This is a genomic window from Klebsiella sp. 141251 (genome assembly GCF_050600725.1).
GTDB lineage: Bacteria > Pseudomonadota > Gammaproteobacteria > Enterobacterales > Enterobacteriaceae > Klebsiella > Klebsiella aerogenes.
The window spans coordinates 124,071-142,593 of the sequence record NZ_JAQIRG010000004.1 but is presented as its reverse complement, the minus strand read 5'-3'; the positions used below and the strand labels follow the sequence as shown (position 1 = coordinate 142,593).

Below are 18,523 nucleotides of genomic sequence, written 5' to 3'. Positions count from 1 at the left end.
CCATTGTGAGCTTAAGATCTCTATCTTGTAACCATGGCTACTGAAACTGCGGTGTTGGTGGCCTCAAAATCGCTGAGACGTTCCCGGAAGGCCGGGGCAGCCCGCATGGATGCGGGCTGAGGGCCGTGACTTGCAGGGACGCAGCCTCGGCCCGACCCGGAGCCTGCAGGGATAAGTCGAAGGTACCACGAAGTGGCGATTTTGGCGGCCAGAGCCCGGGTGTACAGAGGGCGGCGGCGACTGGCCGCCCTCTGTGCGCTCCCTGCGCCATGAGAGCCATAACGCAGAAGAAATATCGGGAGCGCAATCTGCTCTGAAATAATAAAAAACAACTGTTTTTCCCCAACCAAAACCGTTGCAAACCGATAACAGTATCTATGGTTTTTTTGCCCGGATAAGCGCAGCGCCATCCGGGAACCTTTTAAAACATCACCTGGCCGCCGGTGACGTTAATCGACTGCCCGGTGCAGTACGACGCCTGCGGGCTGGCGTAAAACATCAATACGTTCAGCACATCCTGGTAATCGCAGCCGCGTTTCAACGGCACCTTATCGATGTAGTACTGCTCGACTTCGCTCTCATCAATGCCGAGCTTGGTGGCGTACTGCGGCAGCAGCGACTGGAACATCGGTGATTTCAACAGATTGCCGAGCATCAGCGAATGCACGGTAATGCCGTATTCCGCCAGATCCAGCGCCAGCGACTGGGTCAGCCCGACGCCGCCGAACTTCGCCGCGCTATAGCCTGAGTTATGCTTACTGCCGACTTTGCCGGATTTCGAGTTAATCTGAATGATGCGACCTTTAATGCCATCGCGGATCATCAGCCGTGAGAACTCGCGGGCGCAGAGGAAATAGCCCACCAGGTTGACCTGCAGCGAGCGGTCAAAATCGCCCAGCGCGAAGTCGCTAATAAACGCGGCCTTAGCGATACCGGCACTGTAGACCAGGAGATCGACGCGCGTGAAAATCTCATCTACGCCGTGGGCCAGCGCCGTGACGCTGGCTTCGCTGGTGGCGTCGGCGCCGAAGCCGTATGCCGTACCTTCGCCATATTCAGCGTTGATCTCCTGGGCGACGCGGCTGGCTTTTTCACTTTGAATATCGACCACCGCCACGCGGTAGCCCTCGGCGGCCAGACCGCGGCACAGAAACTCTCCTAAGGTTTGTCCGCCACCAATGACAACAGCAACCTGATTCATCTTTCTCTCCTTCTATGCAACAAATTTCAGTACACAGCCGGTCGCGATGGCGTCCGGCACCGGGCCCGCGACGTGAACGGTTCCGGGAAACTCCGCCTGACGATGGCCGTCGAAGCGCAGGGTGATGTGGCCCAGCTCGCGCAGGTTTTGCTCGGCGACCTCGCCGACGGCGGTCACCGGGTAACGCCGATCGCCGAGCTGTAGCTCTGCGCCCGGGCGCAGCTCGCCGCACAGCTCGCCGTGGTTGTGAATAAAGCAGTACTCTTTGATATCGGCCGGGGCGCCTTCGCGGAAGGTAATGAGCATCTGTTCTTCCAGCGCCGTCGCCGCGCAGGCGCCGATACGGGTAATGGTGGTGTGGTAAATGACGGTCATCTTCAGGAACCTCTTACTGGTAAATAAATCCGGAAACGAACCACGCGATCAGCACGGTTGGCGCGCCGGTGAGGAAGCGGCTGACCAGCACCGACGGCACGCCGACGCGCACGGTATCCTGACGGGCTTCGGCCAGCGACAGACCTACCGGGATAAAATCGCAGGCGGCCTGGGCATTAATGGCAAACAGCGCGGGCAGGGCGAGGTGCGGTGGAATGTTGCCAAGGCCAATCTGGACGCCAATCAGCACGCCGATCACCTGGGCTATCACCGCGCCGGGGCCGAGAAACGGCGATAACAGCGGGAAGGAGCAGATCAGTGCCAGCGTCACCAGCCCCAGCGGATGACTGGCGAGCGGCGCCAGGCCGTGGGCAATCCAGTCGCCGATACCGGAGGCCATGATGATGCCGATCAGCGCCGAGACGAAGGCCATAAACGGCAGAATGGTTTTAAGCACCGTATCAATGGTGTCGCGCCCGGCCTGGAACAGTACCGCGACCACCGAACCCATCCCCATTCCGACCTTAGCCAGCAGGCCGTCGCTCTGTTCGGTAATCTTCTTGCTGGCATCGTAATCGCGGCCCGCGGCGGGGAGTGGTTGCGCTGCCGTCTCGCCGCTATCTTCCAGCAGTTTGATGTTCTCTTCTTTTACTCCGGAGACGTAAATATCTTCGACGATGTACTGCGCCAGCGGCCCGGATTTACCGGTGGCGTGGATGTTGATGGTCGGAATACGGCGCTTCGGATAGAGGCCGCAGCGTAGGGTACCGCCGCAGTCAATAATGGCGATGCCGATTTCGCTTTCCGCCGGTTCACCCTCTTTAAATCCATCAACCGCCTGCCAGCCGGTCAGGCTGGCGAGCGTATCGACGATCGCCGGGCGGGTGCCTGCGGTGATATAGACAATCTTTTTGCCCTCAACGACGTCGAGCTCAAGCGGGCCGCCCCAACCGCCGGTCCCTTTTTCAATACGAATACGGGTCATGATGTCGCTCCTGACAGACGCACTTTCTGGTCAAGTTGAATCGCCATTTTTCTCTCGAAAATAGAGGTGGTCAGGTCGGTGACCCAGCCGCGGAAGAAGTTGGTTACCAGGCCAACCAGCAGGTAGCTCACCGCCAGCGGGCCAAGCGGCAGGCCTAGCGTGGTGAGGCCGTTGGCGATGCCGAGATAAACAAACAGCTCGCCGGGGTTGATGTGCGGAAACAGTCCGTTCATCGAATGACAGCTATAGGAGGCCGCCGCGTAGTAGCTCGGTTTGTATTTCTCCGGCATAAAGCGGCCAAGGCTTAAGGTCATGGGATTGCAGAAGACAAAGGTGCCGATGCAGGGCAGCAGCAGGTAACGGGTAAGCGGGTTGCCGGCGCAGCGCTGCGCCAGCTTTTCGATCCGCTGCTGGCCGATAAAGTTGATCAGCGCGTTCATGATCACCAGCAGGCTTATCAGCAGCGGCAGGATACCGGTCACCATACCGGTAAACACCTCGCCGCCTTTCTGAAACAGGCCGATGAACCACTCAGCGCCGTGGGTAACGATTTCAATCATTGTTCTCTCCTTCAGCGTATTATTTTTCTTGCTAACTGGAGGCTGATTTTAATCACTTTGAAAGGTTTAAAAGTGTTAAATTGATCGCAAAATGAAAGATAAATATTTTATTTTGAAAGTTTGTGCGCGATGAGTGAAAAAATTAACGTGCGGATCGAATGCGGAGAACGTGCAAAAAAAGAACTATTTTGTCTGCAAATGTATTGCCGCTTCCTTGTTGGCGGGCGCATGCTTTACCATAATTACCCTTTGCCGATTTTGTTAAATGGAATTCCCATGTTGAAGCGTCGCTATCTGGCTTTACTCCCTTTATGTGCACTTCTCGCTGCCTGCAGCAGCAAACCTAAGACCCCCGCGGAAGCGGAGATGGCGAGCGGAACCGGCGGCTTTTTGCTGGAACCGCAGCATAACGTGATGCAGATGGGCGGCGATTTCGCCAATAACCCAGCGGCGGCGCAGTTCATCGATAAGATGGTGGCGAAGCACGGCTTCGATAGACAGCAGCTCCAGGAGATCCTGTCGCAGGCCAAGCGCCTGGACTACGTGTTGCGACTGATGGATCGCCAGGCGCCGAGCGGGCTGCCGCCGACCGGGCCAAACGGCGCCTGGTTACGCTATAAGAAACAGTTTATTACGCCGGATAACGTGCAGAACGGCGTGGTGTTCTGGAACCAGTATCAGGACGCGCTGAACCGCGCGTATCAGGTCTACGGCGTACCGCCGGAAATCATCGTCGGCATTATCGGCGTGGAAACCCGTTGGGGCCGGGTGATGGGCAAAACGCGCATCCTCGATGCGCTGGCGACGCTGTCATTCAACTATCCGCGCCGCGCGGAATACTTCTCCTCTGAGCTGGAAACCTTCCTGCTGATGGCGCGCAGCGAAAGCGATGACCCGCTGGATCTGAAAGGCTCCTTTGCCGGCGCGATGGGCTACGGCCAGTTTATGCCGTCGTCCTATAAGCAATACGCGGTGGACTTCAACGGCGATGGACATATCAACCTGTGGGATCCGGTTGATGCCATCGGCAGCGTGGCGAACTACTTTAAACAGCACGGCTGGGTGAGCGGCGATAACGTTGCGGTGCAGGCGCTGGGCCAGGCGCCGGGTCTGGATAACGGCTTTAAAACCAAATACAGCATTTCACAGCTGTCGGCGGCGGGGTTAACCCCAACGCAGCCGCTGGGCAACCATCAGCAGGCCAGCCTGCTGCGGCTGGATATCGGCACCGGGTACCAGTACTGGTATGGCCTGCCGAACTTCTACACTATCACCCGCTATAACCACAGCACCCACTACGCGATGGCTGTCTGGCAGCTGGGGCTGGCGGTTTCGCAGGCCCGCGGCGGGTATTGATCCTTTCATCCAGCCGACATATTTCGAGTTCCCCGGATGGCGGCGCGTAGCGCCTTATCCGGGCTACGGTCAGGTATCCGTTTGGTAGCCCCGGTAAGCGCAGCGCGACCGGGGACATCTTCCCCGTGACGCCGCGCTTATCCTCCGTTTTTTCCCGTCTGCATGCCTTTTGTTGACCTTTGTTACATTTCCTCTCGTTGACGCAGATTTACATTCTTTTCTGAATCTCATATTGTTATGTTATAACATTTTAATGAGGCAGGAATATGTTCACATCGGTTTTTATGGCATCCGGCGCGGCGCGCGTGGCAATTGCCTGCGTACTGCTGGCGGCGCTATGGCTGGCCACATGGTGGGCGGTGGCGCTGCCATGATTGAGCTGGATCATCTGGTTGCCGGGTATGAGGGCATGGCAATCACTCCGGCGATGAGCGGCGTGATTGCGGCCGGAAGCCTGACGGCGATAGTCGGCCTTAATGGCTGCGGTAAATCGACGCTGCTGAAAACGCTGGCTGGATTTATTCCGCCGGTTAGCGGCCGGCTGAACTGGCGCAAAGGGCGGCCCGTGGTCGGCTGGCTGGCGCAGCGCCATGCCCTGGAATCACAGTTTCCGCTGCTGGTGCACGATGTCGTCAGCCAGGGGGCCTGGCCGCGGGTCTCGCTGCTGCGCGGTCTGGGCGGCGGCGAGCGTCGGCGCATCGCGGCGGCGCTGGAGCGGGTGGGGCTCAGCGCGCTGGCCAATACGCCGATTGAAGAACTCTCGGGCGGCCAGTTCCAGCGCATGCTCTTTGCCAGGGTGATGGTGCAACAGACGCCGCTGGTGATGTTGGACGAGCCGTTTACCGGCGTCGATGAGGCCACCAGCCGCGAGCTGATGGCGCTTATCGTCGATATGCATCGCGAGGGGCAAACGATTCTGGCGGTGCTGCACGACAACCAGTGCGTGGCCGATTTCTTTCCCGAGACGCTGCTACTTGAACCCCAGCACGCGCGCTGGGGCGAGACGTCAAGCGTGCTTCCCGCCTTCAACACCGCGAGGCAGGCATGATCTGGCATACCTTTTTTCAACCTTTTATTGAATTTGGCTTTATGCGCCGGGCGCTGGTGGTGTGCTTCGCGCTGTCGCTGAGCACCACCATGCTGGGCGTGCTATTGCTGCTGCGGCGGATGAGCCTGATGGGCGATGCGCTGTCGCACGCCATTCTGCCGGGGGTGGCGGCGGGTTATCTCCTTAATGGTATGTCGCTGCTGGCGATGAGCGTCGGCGGATTTATCGCCGGGATCGCGGTGGCGCTGGTGGCAGGCTGGGTCAGCCGGCGAACGCCGCTCAAAGAGGACGCCAGTTTTGCCGGGTTTTACCTCGGCTCGCTGGCCCTTGGCGTCACGCTGGTCTCGCTGCGCGGCTCCAGCGTCGATCTGCTGCATCTGCTGTTCGGTTCGATTCTGGCGGTGGATAGCGACGCGGCGTTCTTTGTCACCGGCGTGGCGAGCCTGACGCTGCTGTGCATTGCGCTGTTTTATCGCGGGCTGGTCAGCGAGGCGTTCGATAGCGCCTGGCTACAGGTCAACGCGCGGCGGCTACCGGCGCTGCTGCACGGCCTGTTTCTCGCGCTCTTGGTACTGAACCTGGTGGCGGGGTTTCAGGTGCTCGGCACGCTAATGGCGGTAGGGCTGATGATGTTGCCCGCGGTAGCGGCGCGCTGCTGGGCGCGGACGCTGCCGGGCATTTTGTTGCTGGCGGCGGCGATCGGCGCGTTTTGCGCCTGGATGGGATTGAGCCTTTCGTGGGCAGTGAATTTACCCGCCGGGCCCGCCATCGTGCTGACCGCCAGCGTACTGTTTTTTATTTCAGTGTTTTTTGGCACGCGCAGCCGGCTGGTCGTTGGCTGGCGCAAATTAATGGGGTAAGGAAATGATGAAACGAAGTGCAGTGGTGATGGCGTTAGCCGTGGGGCTGATGGCGCAGGGGGCGATGGCAAAAACGCTGAACGTGGTAAGCAGCTTTTCGGTGCTGGGCGATATGGCGCAGCAGATCGGCGGCGAGCATGTTCATGTCGATACGCTGGTAGGGCCGGATGGCGATCCGCACACCTTTGAACCCTCACCGAAGGATAGCGCGCTGCTCAGCAAAGCCGACGTGGTGGTGGTCAACGGGCTTGGTCTGGAAGGGTGGCTGGATCGGCTGGTGAAAGCATCCGGTTTTAAGGGCGAATTAGTGGTGGCGTCAAAAGGGGTTAAGACGCATACCCTCGATGAAGACGGGAAAACGGTGACCGATCCCCACGCCTGGAATAGCGCCGCCAATGGCGCGCTGTACGCGCAGAATATCCTTGATGGCCTGGTGAAAGCCGACCCGCAGGATAAAGCGGCGCTCCAGAGCAGCGGTAAGCGTTATATCGAGCAGCTGACGGCAATTGACGGCTGGGCGAAGGCGCAGTTTAGCGCTATTCCGCTGGCGAAGCGTAAAGTGCTGACCAGCCATGACGCTTTCGGCTATTTTGGCCGCGCTTACCACGTGACGTTCCTCGCGCCGCAGGGGCTCTCATCCGAGAGCGAAGCCAGCGCGGCGCAGGTGGCGGCGTTGATTAAGCAAATCAAAGCCGATGGCGTGCATACCTGGTTTATGGAAAACCAGCTGGACCCGCGTCTGGTGCAGCAAATCGCTGGCGCAACGGGGGCGCAACCGGGCGGCGAACTCTATCCGGAAGCGCTGTCTAAGCCGGGGGGTGTAGCCGATAGCTACGTTAAAATGCTGCGCCATAACGTCGAACTCATCGCCAACAGTATGAAGTAACTGGTTGTCTGGTCGTCCCGGTTGCAGCGGGACGGCCCATTTTTGGATCCCCCCTCGTAAAATCACCACCTCGTCCCCATATCTCTGCCGAAAGTGCTATCTTTGATGGCCTCTTTATCTGGCTTAAGCGGGGCAAAATGACCGATTCAGAATTAATGCAGCTAAGCGAACAGGTTGGGCTGGCGCTGAAAGCGCAGGGCGCGACGGTGACCACCGCGGAGTCCTGCACCGGCGGCTGGATAGCCAAAGCGCTGACCGATATTGCCGGTAGCTCAGCGTGGTTTGAGCGCGGTTTCGTAACCTATAGCAACGAAGCCAAATCGCAGATGATTGGCGTGAGTGAAGTGACGTTACTGGATAACGGCGCGGTGAGCGAACCGGTGGTTGTCGAGATGGCGATTGGCGCGCTACGCGCGGCTCGCGCCACCTATGCGGTCTCGGTCAGCGGTATCGCCGGCCCGGACGGCGGCAGCGCGGAGAAGCCCGTCGGCACCGTGTGGTTCGGCGTCGCCTGTGCGAACGGGCAGGGCGTGACCCGCCGCGAATGCTTTGCCGGAGACCGCGAAGCGGTGCGTCGTCAGGCGACGGCCTATGCGTTAAATCTGCTCTGGCAACAATTTCTACAAAACACTTGATACTGTATGACCATACAGTATAATTGCTTCAACTGAACAAATATTAACGGCGAAGCGAACGCGCTTCACCTCGCATGACAGGAGTAACAATGGCGATCGACGAAAACAAACAGAAAGCGTTGGCGGCAGCACTGGGCCAGATCGAAAAGCAATTCGGTAAAGGCTCCATCATGCGCCTGGGTGAAGACCGTTCCATGGACGTGGAAACCATCTCCACCGGTTCGCTTTCTCTGGATATCGCGCTCGGCGCAGGCGGTCTGCCAATGGGCCGTATCGTTGAGATTTACGGGCCGGAATCATCGGGTAAAACTACCCTGACGCTGCAGGTTATCGCCGCAGCGCAGCGTGAAGGCAAAACCTGTGCGTTCATCGATGCCGAACACGCGCTGGATCCGGTATATGCCCGCAAGCTGGGCGTTGATATCGACAACCTGCTGTGCTCCCAGCCGGATACCGGCGAGCAGGCTCTGGAAATCTGTGACGCGCTGGCGCGTTCCGGCGCGGTAGACGTTATCGTCGTCGACTCCGTGGCGGCGCTGACGCCGAAGGCGGAAATCGAAGGCGAAATCGGCGACTCTCACATGGGCCTCGCGGCGCGTATGATGAGCCAGGCGATGCGTAAACTGGCTGGTAACCTGAAGCAGTCCAACACGCTGCTGATCTTCATCAACCAGATCCGTATGAAAATCGGCGTGATGTTCGGTAACCCGGAAACCACCACCGGCGGTAACGCGCTGAAGTTCTATGCCTCCGTGCGTCTGGACATTCGCCGCATCGGCGCGGTGAAAGAGGGCGACAACGTCGTCGGCAGCGAAACCCGCGTGAAAGTGGTGAAAAACAAAATCGCCGCGCCGTTCAAACAGGCTGAATTCCAGATCCTCTACGGTGAAGGTATCAACTTCTTCGGCGAGCTGGTTGACCTCGGCGTGAAAGAGAAGCTGATTGAAAAAGCGGGCGCCTGGTATAGCTACAACGGCGACAAAATCGGCCAGGGTAAAGCGAACGCTATCTCCTGGCTGAAAGATAACCCGGCGGCGGCGAAAGAAATTGAGAAGAAAGTTCGCGAACTGCTGCTCAACAACCAGGATTCCACGCCGGACTTCGCGGTTGACGGCAACGACGCAGAAGAAACCGAACAAGATTTCTGATATCGTCTAAAAGAGTGACAAAGGGCTGCTGATGCGGCCCTTTTGCTTTTCTAAGATTATCGAGGTGCCTGTGACTGAGACTTCACCACGCCGCTCCGGCTACGCGCGTCTGTTGGATCGCGCAATTCGTATTCTGGCGATGCGCGATCATAGCGAACAGGAACTGCGGCGTAAGCTGGCGGCGCCGGTAATGAGTAAAAACGGCCCTGAAAAGCTGGACATCACGCCGGAAGAGCTCGAGCAGGTGGTCGGCTGGTGCCTGGAAAACCGCTATCTTGATGACCAACGTTTTGTACGCCAGTTTATCGCCAGCCGGAGCCGCAAGGGCTACGGCCCGGCGCGTATCCGCCAGGAGTTGAATCAAAAGGGCATTGGCCGCAGCGACATCGAAAGCGCGATGCGCGAGTGTGAAATCGACTGGGCGGCGCTGGCCAAAGAGCAGGCGCAGCGTAAATACGGCGAACCGTTACCTTCCGCCTTTACTGAAAAAGTTAAAATCCAGCGCTTTTTGCTCTACCGCGGCTATCTGATGGAAGATATCCAGGAAATCTGGCGAAATTTTGCAGATTGACCCATCGGGGATTTTACTTCCCTCTAAAGAAAACTTATCTTATTCCCACTTTATTCCGTCGGGCCGCTGCTTGTGATTGCATAATCAGCGTCCAGGGCGATTATTCCTTATACACAAAATCATTCAAGCTGCATCACGGCGGCAAGAGAGAACAGCTTCTGGGGCGTACGTGAGTTCACTACCGGGAGAGGACGTTCCGCCAGGTCAGAGGCGACTTGAAGGATGAAGTGTAGCTTGATTTCAGGATAATTATGAGCAAGAGCACCGCTGAGATCCGTCAGGCGTTTCTCGACTTTTTCCATAGTAAGGGACATCAGGTAGTTGCCAGCAGCTCCCTGGTGCCGCACAACGATCCGACCCTGCTGTTTACCAACGCCGGGATGAACCAGTTCAAGGATGTCTTCCTTGGTCTCGACAAACGTAATTATTCGCGCGCGACCACCGCGCAGCGTTGCGTGCGTGCGGGCGGTAAACACAACGATCTGGAAAACGTCGGTTACACTGCGCGCCACCACACCTTCTTCGAAATGCTGGGCAACTTCAGCTTCGGCGATTACTTCAAGCAGGATGCCATCAAATATGCATGGGAACTGCTGACCGGTGAGAACTGGTTCGCCCTGCCGAAAGAAAAACTGTGGGTTACCGTTTACGAGACCGATGACGAAGCTTTCGACATCTGGGCCAATGAAGTGGGCGTTCCGCGCGAGCGTATTATCCGCATCGGCGACAACAAAGGCGCGCCGTTTGCTTCTGATAACTTCTGGCAGATGGGCGATACCGGTCCGTGCGGCCCGTGCACCGAAATCTTCTTTGACCATGGCGATCACATCTGGGGCGGCCCTCCGGGAAGCCCGGAAGAAGATGGCGACCGTTACATTGAGATCTGGAACATCGTCTTCATGCAGTTCAACCGTCAGGCTGACGGTACCATGGAGCCGCTGCCGAAGCCGTCCGTTGATACCGGTATGGGGCTTGAGCGTATTGCCGCTGTTCTGCAGCACGTTAACTCCAACTATGACATCGACCTGTTCCGCAATCTGATTGCGAGCGTGGCGAAAGTCACCGGCGCGACCGATCTGACTAACAAGTCGCTGCGTGTTATCGCCGACCACATTCGTTCTTGCGCATTCCTGATTGCTGATGGCGTGATCCCGTCGAATGAAAACCGCGGCTACGTGCTGCGTCGTATCATTCGCCGCGCGATTCGTCACGGCAACATGCTGGGCGCGAAGGACACCTTCTTCTGGAAACTGGTTGCTCCGCTTATCGACGTGATGGGCGCCGCCGGTGAAGAGCTGAAACAGCAGCAGGCTCTGGTAGAGCAGGTGCTGAAAACCGAAGAAGAGCAGTTTGCGCGCACACTGGAGCGCGGACTGGCGCTGCTGGACGAGGAACTGTCGAAGCTTAAAGGCGACACGCTGGACGGCGAAACCGCCTTCCGTCTGTATGACACCTATGGCTTCCCGGTTGATCTGACGGCGGACGTCTGCCGCGAGCGCAACATCAAGGTTGACGAAGCAGGCTTTGAAGCCGCGATGGAAGAGCAGCGCCGCCGCGCGCGCGAGTCCAGCGGTTTCGGCGCTGACTATAACGCGATGATTCGCGTTGACGGCGCATCGGAATTTAAAGGCTACGATCATCTGGAACTGAACGGCAAAGTTACTGCGCTGTTCATCGACGGCAAAGCGGTTGATAGCGTCAGCGCGGGTCAGGATGCGGTTGTAGTCCTCGACCAGACGCCATTCTATGCGGAATCCGGCGGTCAGGTAGGCGATAAAGGCGAACTGAAAGGCGCTGGCTTCTCCTTCACGGTCAGCGATACGCAGAAGTACGGCCAGGCTATTGGTCATATCGGTAAAGTCGCCAGCGGTTCCCTGAAAGTGGGTGACGCGGTGCAGGCCGATGTCGATCAGGCTCGCCGTCAGCGTATTCGTCTCAACCATTCCGCGACGCACCTTATGCACGCGGCGCTGCGCCAGGTTCTCGGTACCCACGTGGCGCAGAAAGGCTCGCTGGTTAACGATAAAGCGCTGCGTTTTGACTTCTCGCATTTTGAAGCGATGAAGCCGGAAGAAATTAGAGCGGTGGAAGATCTGGTGAACGCCCAGATCCGCCGTAACCTGGCTATCGAAACCAATATCATGGATATCGATGCCGCGCGTGAATCCGGCGCCATGGCGCTGTTCGGCGAGAAATACGACGATCGCGTTCGCGTACTGCGGATGGGCGATTTCTCCACCGAGCTGTGCGGCGGTACTCACGCGGCGCGTACCGGTGATATCGGCCTGTTCCGTATTACCTCTGAATCCGGTACCGCCGCAGGCGTGCGCCGTATTGAAGCGGTGACCGGCGAAGGGGCGATTGCCAGCCTGCATGCGCAGAGCGATCAGCTCAGCGATATCGCCCAGCTGCTGAAGGGCGATAGCCACAGCATCGGCGATAAAGTTCGCGCGGCGCTTGAGCGTACCCGTCAGTTGGAAAAAGAGCTGCAGCAGCTGAAAGAGCAGGCTGCGGCGCAGGAGAGCGCTAATCTCTCCAGTAAAGCGGAAGAAATTAACGGTGTTAAGCTGCTGGTTAGCGAGCTGGCCGGCGTTGAGCCGAAAATGCTGCGTACCATGGTTGATGATCTGAAAAACCAGCTCGGTTCGACGGTCGTTGTATTAGCTACGGTAGCGGATGGTAAGGTTTCTCTGATTGCAGGTGTGTCTAAGGATGTGACAGACCGCGTGAAAGCAGGGGAGCTGGTTGGTATGGTCGCCCAGCAGGTGGGCGGTAAAGGGGGCGGTCGTCCGGATATGGCGCAAGCCGGCGGTACCGATGCGTCTGCTCTCCCTGCTGCGTTAGCCAGTGTGAAAGGCTGGGTCAGCGCAAAACTGTAATAACTATAAACGCATTTACCCTAAATAATTCGAGTTGCAGGAAGGCGGCGACGCAGCGAATCCCCAGGAGCTTACTCAAGTAAGTGACTGGGGTGAGTGAGGAAAGCCAACATACATGCAACTTGAAGTATGACGGGTATAGGTGCCGTAACCTGATGGGAGCGGCATCTTGCGTCATAAGTACTGATAACGATAAAGTCGGGTTGAAGTTGTGTAGATCGGCTAAACTTAGGTTTAACAGAATGTGATGCCGTGACTGCTTACACCGCGAGGTGTTTGTCATCGCTTACTTTTTGGCGTTATATGATGGATAATGCCGGGATGCGAGAGACCCGACTCTTTTAATCTTTCAAGGAGCAAAGAATGCTGATTCTGACTCGTCGAGTTGGTGAGACCCTCATGATTGGAGATGAGGTCACTGTGACAGTTTTAGGGGTTAAGGGTAACCAGGTACGTATTGGTGTCAACGCCCCTAAAGAAGTCTCTGTACATCGTGAAGAAATCTACCAGCGTATCCAGGCTGAAAAATCCCAGCAGTCCAGTTACTAAGCTTTCCGCGCCTCGCTTTATTGTGAGGCGCATCCCTCCGGCGGTCGTTTTTCTCTTTTCTTCTCCTTTTTCTTCTCTCGCGACATCCTCTCTTTTGTTTTTATTCGCCGTGCGTCATTTTTCGTTGTCGCTTTTGAGTGGCCGTAAAGGGCTATTTCCTGTTGATAAAATACTCTTTTTGCCGTTTTTGCAGGCTAATTGCGCGTGAAGTGTGCAAACGGAAAAAGCTCTCGAAAAATTGTTTGACTTATAAGTCTCAGAAAGTAATATGTGCGCCATCGCAGCGACGAAGAGCAGAAACAAGTTCTTCGAAGCACTCGCAAGAGGCGTGTTGTGTGGTGAGGTGGCCGAGAGGCTGAAGGCGCTCCCCTGCTAAGGGAGTATGCGGTCAAAAGCTGCATCCGGGGTTCGAATCCCCGCCTCACCGCCATTTTGCATCCGTAGCTCAGCTGGATAGAGTACTCGGCTACGAACCGAGCGGTCGGAGGTTCGAATCCTCCCGGATGCACCATCTTCTCCAGGGTAACAGCGATATCGTTGTTGCAAAGTTTGCGAAATTATCGCGAACACCAGGGAGGATAACGTTGAGTAAACAACGGCCCGTAGGGCGAGGCGCAGCCGAGTAATCCTCCCGGATGCACCATCTTCTCTCTGTAAACAGAAAGAAGAACGCTGTGAAAGCAGCGGCGCCGCAGTGCGAGGCGTAATCGAGTCACTCTACCGATTACTCCATCATACTCAGTGTGGCATGTGTTAGTTGTGACACTGACGCGTAGTAAAGCAAGTTTCCCGATGCATCCGTAGCTCAGCTGGATAGAGTACTCGGCTACGAACCGAGCGGTCGGAGGTTCGAATCCTCCCGGATGCACCATATTCTCCTTAGTAACAGCAATATCGTTGTTACATGGTCTGCGAAATTTTCGTCAGCACCAGGGAGGATAACGTTGCGTAAGCAACGGCCCGTAGGGCGAGGCGTAGACGAGTCATCCTCCCGGATGCACCATTCTTGCCTGATTCTGAATTATTCAGATGAATTCTGTAGTAAACTAGTTATTCCGATGCATCCGTAGCTCAGCTGGATAGAGTACTCGGCTACGAACCGAGCGGTCGGAGGTTCGAATCCTCCCGGATGCACCATATTCTCCTTAGTAACAGCGACGACGTTGTTTTATGGTTTGCGGAATTATCGCAAGCACAGGGAGGATAACGTTGCGTAAGCAACGGCCCGTAGGGCGAGGCGTAGACGAGTCATCCTCCCGGATGCACCATCTTCTCGCCATGAGATTTGCAACAGAATAACCTCGCAGTTAAATAGCTTTCCCGATGCATCCGTAGCTCAGCTGGATAGAGTACTCGGCTACGAACCGAGCGGTCGGAGGTTCGAATCCTCCCGGATGCACCATATTCTCCTTAGTAACAGCAATCTCAATGTTGCATGGTATGCGAAATTATCGCGAGTACCAGGGAGGATAACGTTGCGTTAGCAACGGCCCGTAGGGCGAGACGCAGCCGAGTCATCCTCCCGGATGCACCATCTTCTCTTCAATAAAACTCTCCAATTTTCATCTCCTCAGTACGACGCATTTTATCTCCTCGATAATCAACACATTTCTTATTGGCAAGTCGCTCTTTCCACTATAATTTATCCCTGTAGATCTACCTGAACCGGGTGTGATGAATGCAAGGAGAGAAATCAATGAAATGGTTCAAAGCAATACCTGCCTTTTGCGCAACGCTTCTGGTCGCCGTATCTCTGGCAGGCTGTGCCGGATCGTCCACCAAAGAAAGCACCGGCGGTTATATTGACGATACCGTGGTAACCACCAAGGTTAAAAGCGCGCTGTTTAACGAAAAAGATATCAAATCCTCAGAAATTAGCGTGCAGACCTTTAAAGGCCGCGTACAGCTGAGCGGTTTTGTATCGTCGGCTGAGAGCGCTAAACGTGCGGTAGAGGTCACCCGTCGCGTACAGGGCGTGCGCGTGGTTGAGAACGACCTGCGAATCAAATAAAGCGATTTTTGCACTCCCTAATTACTTAAGGCGCCTGCGGGCGCCTTTGCGGTCTCTGGCCCCCCGCGACAAAACCCGCCTTTTGCGATACAGTAACGTTTCCTTATCCTGTTTGTGAGAACACGATGTACCAACGTTACGCAGGACTGATTTTCGATATGGATGGCACCATCCTCGATACCGAGCCGACGCATCGTAAGGCATGGCGTGAAGTATTGGGCCGTTACGGTATGCGTTTCGATGAACAGGCCGTGGTCGCGCTCAACGGTTCTCCAACCTGGCGTATTGCCCAGGCGATCATTGAGCTGAATCAGGCTGATTTAGATCCGCATCGTCTGGCGCAGGAAAAAACTGTGGCCGTTAAAGCGATGCTGCTGGATAGCGTGCGCCCGTTACCGCTCATTGACGTGGTAAAGGAGTGGCATGGCCGTCGCCCGATGTCGGTCGGCACCGGTAGCGAAAGCGCCGTCGCCGAAGCGCTACTGGCGCATCTCGGCCTGCGCCACTACTTCTCCGCGGTGGTGGCTGCCGATCACGTGACGCAACATAAACCTGCGCCAGATACCTTCCTGCTATGCGCGGAGCGCATGGGCGTCGCGCCGGAAACCTGCGTGGTCTTTGAAGATGCCGACTTCGGTCTCGAAGCGGCGAAGCGCGCGGGTATGGATGCTGTGGATGTGCGTCTGTTGTGAGCGACGCACTGTCGCTCCTGTCGCTTTTTGCCAGCAGCTTTTTAAGCGCCACTTTACTGCCCGGCAACTCGGAAGTGTTGCTGGTTGCTATGCTTCTTACGGGGGCAAGTCAACCGTGGCTGCTGGTATTAATAGCAACAATCGGCAATAGCCTTGGAGGGGTAACTAACGTTATTCTGGGGCGCCTGTTTCCGCTGCGCAAGCAGTCGCGCTGGCAGGAGAGGGCAACCGGCTGGCTTAAACGCTATGGCGCGGTGACATTATTATTGAGCTGGGCGCCTGTTATAGGCGATTTGCTGTGTTTACTGGCGGGATGGATGCGCATTTCCTGGGGACCAGTGCTCTTTTTTTTATGCCTTGGTAAGGCGTTGCGTTATATCGTCATTGCGGCGGCAACCCTTCAGGGCATGACGTGGTGGCACTAATTGGACTGATTGTTCAACCATTACAATTATGCTAATTCAAACGATTTCGACAGGCGGGAGGTCAAATTGATCCCGGATGTATCACAGGCGCTGGCCTGGCTGGAAAAAAATCCGCAGGCGCTGCAAGGCATTAAACGTGGGCTTGAGCGCGAAACGCTGCGCGTTAACGCCGACGGCACGCTGGCCACTACCGGCCATCCTTTAGCTTTAGGTTCGGCGCTGACCCATAAATGGATTACCACTGATTTTGCCGAAGCCCTGCTGGAGTTTATTACCCCAGTGGATGGCGATGTCGATCATATGCTGACTTTCCTGCGCGATGTGCATCGCTTCACCGCCCGCCAGCTCGGAGACGAGCGGATGTGGCCGCTGAGCATGCCGTGCTATATCGCGCCGGGTCAGGAAATTGAACTGGCGCAGTACGGTACCTCTAACGTTGGCCGTCTGAAGACGTTGTATCGCGAAGGGCTGAAAAACCGCTACGGCGCGCTGATGCAAACCATTTCTGGCGTGCACTATAACTTCTCGCTGCCGATGGCGTTCTGGCAGGCCAAGTGCGGCGTGGAAGACGCGGAAAGCGGCAAAGAGGCGATCTCGGCCGGTTATTTCCGCTCGATTCGTAACTACTACCGTTTCGGTTGGGTAATTCCGTACCTGTTCGGCGCGTCGCCGGCGATTTGCTCCTCGTTCCTGCAAGGCAAACCGACGACTCTGCCGTTTGAGAAGGCCGGAAACGGCATGTACTACCTGCCATACGCCACTTCTCTGCGTCTTAGCGACCTCGGTTATACCAATAAGTCGCAAAGCAATCTCGGAATTACGTTTAACGATCTGCACGAGTATGTGGCAGGATTGAAGCGGGCGATTAAAACGCCATCGGAAGAGTACGCTAAAATCGGGCTTGAGAAAGACGGTAAGCATCTGCAGATCAACAGCAATATTCTGCAGATTGAAAACGAGCTGTACGCGCCGATTCGCCCGAAACGGGTGACCCGTAGCGGTGAAACGCCGTCCGATGCGCTGCTGCGCGGCGGCATTGAGTATATCGAAGTGCGTTCGCTGGATATCAACCCATTCTCGCCGATTGGCGTGGATGAGCAGCAGGTGCGCTTCCTCGATCTGTTTATGGTCTGGTGCGTGCTGGCCGATGCGCCGGAGATGAGCAGCAGCGAACTGCTGTGTACCCGTACTAACTGGAACCGGGTGATTCTTGAAGGCCGCAAACCGGGCCTGACGCTGGGAATTGGCTGCGAAAGCGCGCAGTTCCCGCTGGCGCAGGTGGGTAAAGATCTGTTCCGTGATTTACGCCGCGTGGCGCAAACGCTGGACAGCATCCACGGCGGCGAGGCGTATCAACAGGTGTGCGATGAGCTATTAGCCTGCTTCGACGATCCGGAATTAACTTTCTCAGCGCGCATTCTGCGTTCTATGATTGAAGAAGGGATTGGCGGTACCGGGCGTAAGCTAGCTGATGAGTATCGTACGATGCTGCGCGATGAACCGCTGGAAATTTTAAGCGAAGATGATTTTATCGCCGAACGTGATGCGTCGGTCGCGCGGCAGAAGAAAGTGGAAGCGGAAGATAGCGAGCCGTTCGAGGCACTTTTAGCACGACACGCGTAGTAAAAAGCGCTACAAAAGAAAAAGGCCACATCACTGTGGCCAAACTTTCATCTCTGATTCAGGGATGATGATGATAATAAATGCGCGTCTTTCATATACTCAGACTCGCTGTTGAACGAAGAGTTCATTTTATTTTAAAAAAAATCACTATCGGAGGTGAAGAATGCCGTTGTTAGATAGTTTCACAGTCGACCATACCCGAATGGAAGCGCCTGCGGTGCGCGTCGCGAAGAAAATGAACACGCCGCACGGCGATCAAATCACCGTTTTCGATCTGCGATTCTGCGTACCGAACCAGGAAGTGATGCCGGAGCGCGGCATTCATACTCTGGAGCACCTGTTTGCTGGTTTCATGCGCGATCACCTGAACGGTAATGGCGTGGAAATTATCGACATCTCTCCGATGGGCTGCCGTACCGGTTTCTACATGAGCCTGATTGGCACGCCGGAAGAGCAACGCGTGGCCGATGCCTGGAAAGCGGCGATGGCTGACGTGCTGAAAGTCAAAGATCAGAATCAGATCCCTGAGCTGAACGTCTACCAGTGCGGAACCTACACCATGCACTCGCTGGAAGAAGCGCAGGATATTGCCCGCCACATCATTGAGCGTGATGTTCGCATCAACAGCAACGATGAGCTGGCGCTGCCGAAAGAAAAACTGCAAGAACTACACATCTAGTGCGCCTGCGTCGGCCCGGCTATCGCGTCGGGCCGCTCTT

The 18,523-nt window shown here is 56.3% G+C and carries 18 protein-coding genes and 5 tRNA genes; 19 read left to right on the top strand and 4 right to left on the bottom strand.

Features of this window, described 5'->3' with window-relative positions:
* Window positions 1-421: 421 nt before the first annotated feature.
* From srlD to srlA, 4 genes are read right to left on the bottom strand one after another with little or no spacing between them, the layout of a single operon-like run.
* Window positions 422-1,201, bottom strand: coding sequence for a sorbitol-6-phosphate dehydrogenase (srlD, locus tag PGR09_RS11040; RefSeq protein WP_008806161.1), 780 nt, complete (start codon window positions 1,199-1,201; stop codon window positions 422-424).
* A 12-nt stretch (window positions 1,202-1,213) separates the two neighbouring features.
* Window positions 1,214-1,576: a PTS glucitol/sorbitol transporter subunit IIA gene (gene srlB / locus PGR09_RS11035; RefSeq protein ID WP_430916143.1), complete on the bottom strand. Its 363-nt coding sequence runs from the start codon at window positions 1,574-1,576 to the stop codon at window positions 1,214-1,216.
* 13 nt (window positions 1,577-1,589) lie between these two features.
* Window positions 1,590-2,561 carry a PTS glucitol/sorbitol transporter subunit IIB gene (gene srlE, locus PGR09_RS11030; RefSeq protein WP_045377322.1) on the bottom strand — a complete coding sequence of 324 codons (972 nt, stop codon included), beginning with the start codon at window positions 2,559-2,561 and terminating at the stop codon, window positions 1,590-1,592.
* Window positions 2,558-3,121, bottom strand: a complete 564-nt coding sequence (srlA, locus tag PGR09_RS11025) for a PTS glucitol/sorbitol transporter subunit IIC (RefSeq protein ID WP_015370048.1) — start codon at window positions 3,119-3,121, stop codon at window positions 2,558-2,560. Before srlA ends, srlE begins: the two co-directional genes overlap by 4 nt.
* Window positions 3,122-3,397: 276 nt before the next feature.
* Here srlA and mltB point away from each other — a divergent pair, with 276 nt between their 5' ends.
* From mltB to luxS, 19 genes are all read left to right on the top strand, one after another.
* The gene (mltB, locus tag PGR09_RS11020; RefSeq protein ID WP_047079016.1) at window positions 3,398-4,477 is read left to right on the top strand and encodes a lytic murein transglycosylase B; all 1,080 of its coding nucleotides are present in this window, start codon (window positions 3,398-3,400) and stop codon (window positions 4,475-4,477) included.
* 337 nt (window positions 4,478-4,814) lie between these two features.
* Window positions 4,815-5,525: a metal ABC transporter ATP-binding protein gene (locus tag PGR09_RS11015; protein WP_430916142.1), complete on the top strand. Its 711-nt coding sequence runs from the start codon at window positions 4,815-4,817 to the stop codon at window positions 5,523-5,525.
* A complete protein-coding gene (locus PGR09_RS11010; protein WP_015370052.1) occupies window positions 5,522-6,385 on the top strand; it encodes a metal ABC transporter permease in 864 nt (287 codons plus the stop codon). The genes PGR09_RS11015 and PGR09_RS11010 overlap by 4 nt, the downstream gene beginning before the upstream one ends.
* 7 nt (window positions 6,386-6,392) lie before the next feature.
* Window positions 6,393-7,271 (top strand): metal ABC transporter substrate-binding protein, encoded by an 879-nt coding sequence (locus PGR09_RS11005; protein WP_047044137.1) that lies wholly within the window; start codon window positions 6,393-6,395, stop codon window positions 7,269-7,271.
* A 137-nt stretch (window positions 7,272-7,408) separates the two neighbouring features.
* On the top strand, window positions 7,409-7,906 hold the full coding sequence (pncC, locus tag PGR09_RS11000; protein ID WP_020078118.1) for a nicotinamide-nucleotide amidase: 498 nt from the start codon (window positions 7,409-7,411) through the stop codon (window positions 7,904-7,906).
* Window positions 7,907-7,995: 89 nt separating this feature from the next.
* Complete coding sequence (gene recA / locus PGR09_RS10995) at window positions 7,996-9,054, top strand: recombinase RecA (RefSeq protein WP_015370055.1); 1,059 nt, start codon at window positions 7,996-7,998, stop codon at window positions 9,052-9,054.
* Between the two features lie 70 nt (window positions 9,055-9,124).
* Entirely contained in the window at window positions 9,125-9,625 is a 501-nt protein-coding gene (gene recX / locus PGR09_RS10990; RefSeq protein ID WP_015370056.1) for a recombination regulator RecX, read from the top strand.
* A gap of 251 nt (window positions 9,626-9,876) precedes the next feature.
* Window positions 9,877-12,504 (top strand): alanine--tRNA ligase, encoded by a 2,628-nt coding sequence (alaS, locus tag PGR09_RS10985; protein WP_045395419.1) that lies wholly within the window; start codon window positions 9,877-9,879, stop codon window positions 12,502-12,504.
* A 363-nt stretch (window positions 12,505-12,867) separates the two neighbouring features.
* Window positions 12,868-13,053: a carbon storage regulator CsrA gene (csrA, locus tag PGR09_RS10980; RefSeq protein WP_000906486.1), complete on the top strand. Its 186-nt coding sequence runs from the start codon at window positions 12,868-12,870 to the stop codon at window positions 13,051-13,053.
* Between the two features lie 337 nt (window positions 13,054-13,390).
* A tRNA-Ser gene (locus tag PGR09_RS10975) sits at window positions 13,391-13,483 on the top strand.
* A gap of 4 nt (window positions 13,484-13,487) precedes the next feature.
* Window positions 13,488-13,564: transfer RNA gene (locus PGR09_RS10970), tRNA-Arg, on the top strand.
* A gap of 283 nt (window positions 13,565-13,847) precedes the next feature.
* Window positions 13,848-13,924 (top strand) — tRNA-Arg (locus PGR09_RS10965).
* 189 nt (window positions 13,925-14,113) lie between these two features.
* Window positions 14,114-14,190: transfer RNA gene (locus PGR09_RS10960), tRNA-Arg, on the top strand.
* A gap of 188 nt (window positions 14,191-14,378) precedes the next feature.
* A tRNA-Arg gene (locus PGR09_RS10955) sits at window positions 14,379-14,455 on the top strand.
* A 294-nt stretch (window positions 14,456-14,749) separates the two neighbouring features.
* A complete protein-coding gene (locus tag PGR09_RS10950; RefSeq protein ID WP_015370060.1) occupies window positions 14,750-15,064 on the top strand; it encodes a BON domain-containing protein in 315 nt (104 codons plus the stop codon).
* A 125-nt stretch (window positions 15,065-15,189) separates the two neighbouring features.
* On the top strand, window positions 15,190-15,756 hold the full coding sequence (gene yqaB, locus PGR09_RS10945; protein WP_045395223.1) for a fructose-1-phosphate/6-phosphogluconate phosphatase: 567 nt from the start codon (window positions 15,190-15,192) through the stop codon (window positions 15,754-15,756).
* Window positions 15,753-16,181 carry a YqaA family protein gene (locus PGR09_RS10940; RefSeq protein WP_045395221.1) on the top strand — a complete coding sequence of 143 codons (429 nt, stop codon included), beginning with the start codon at window positions 15,753-15,755 and terminating at the stop codon, window positions 16,179-16,181. The genes yqaB and PGR09_RS10940 overlap by 4 nt, the downstream gene beginning before the upstream one ends.
* Window positions 16,182-16,247: 66 nt before the next feature.
* Window positions 16,248-17,804, top strand: coding sequence for a glutamate--cysteine ligase (gshA, locus tag PGR09_RS10935; RefSeq protein WP_045395218.1), 1,557 nt, complete (start codon window positions 16,248-16,250; stop codon window positions 17,802-17,804).
* A gap of 163 nt (window positions 17,805-17,967) precedes the next feature.
* The gene (gene luxS, locus PGR09_RS10930; protein ID WP_015370064.1) at window positions 17,968-18,483 is read left to right on the top strand and encodes an S-ribosylhomocysteine lyase; all 516 of its coding nucleotides are present in this window, start codon (window positions 17,968-17,970) and stop codon (window positions 18,481-18,483) included.
* The last annotated feature ends 40 nt before the right edge of the window (window positions 18,484-18,523 follow it).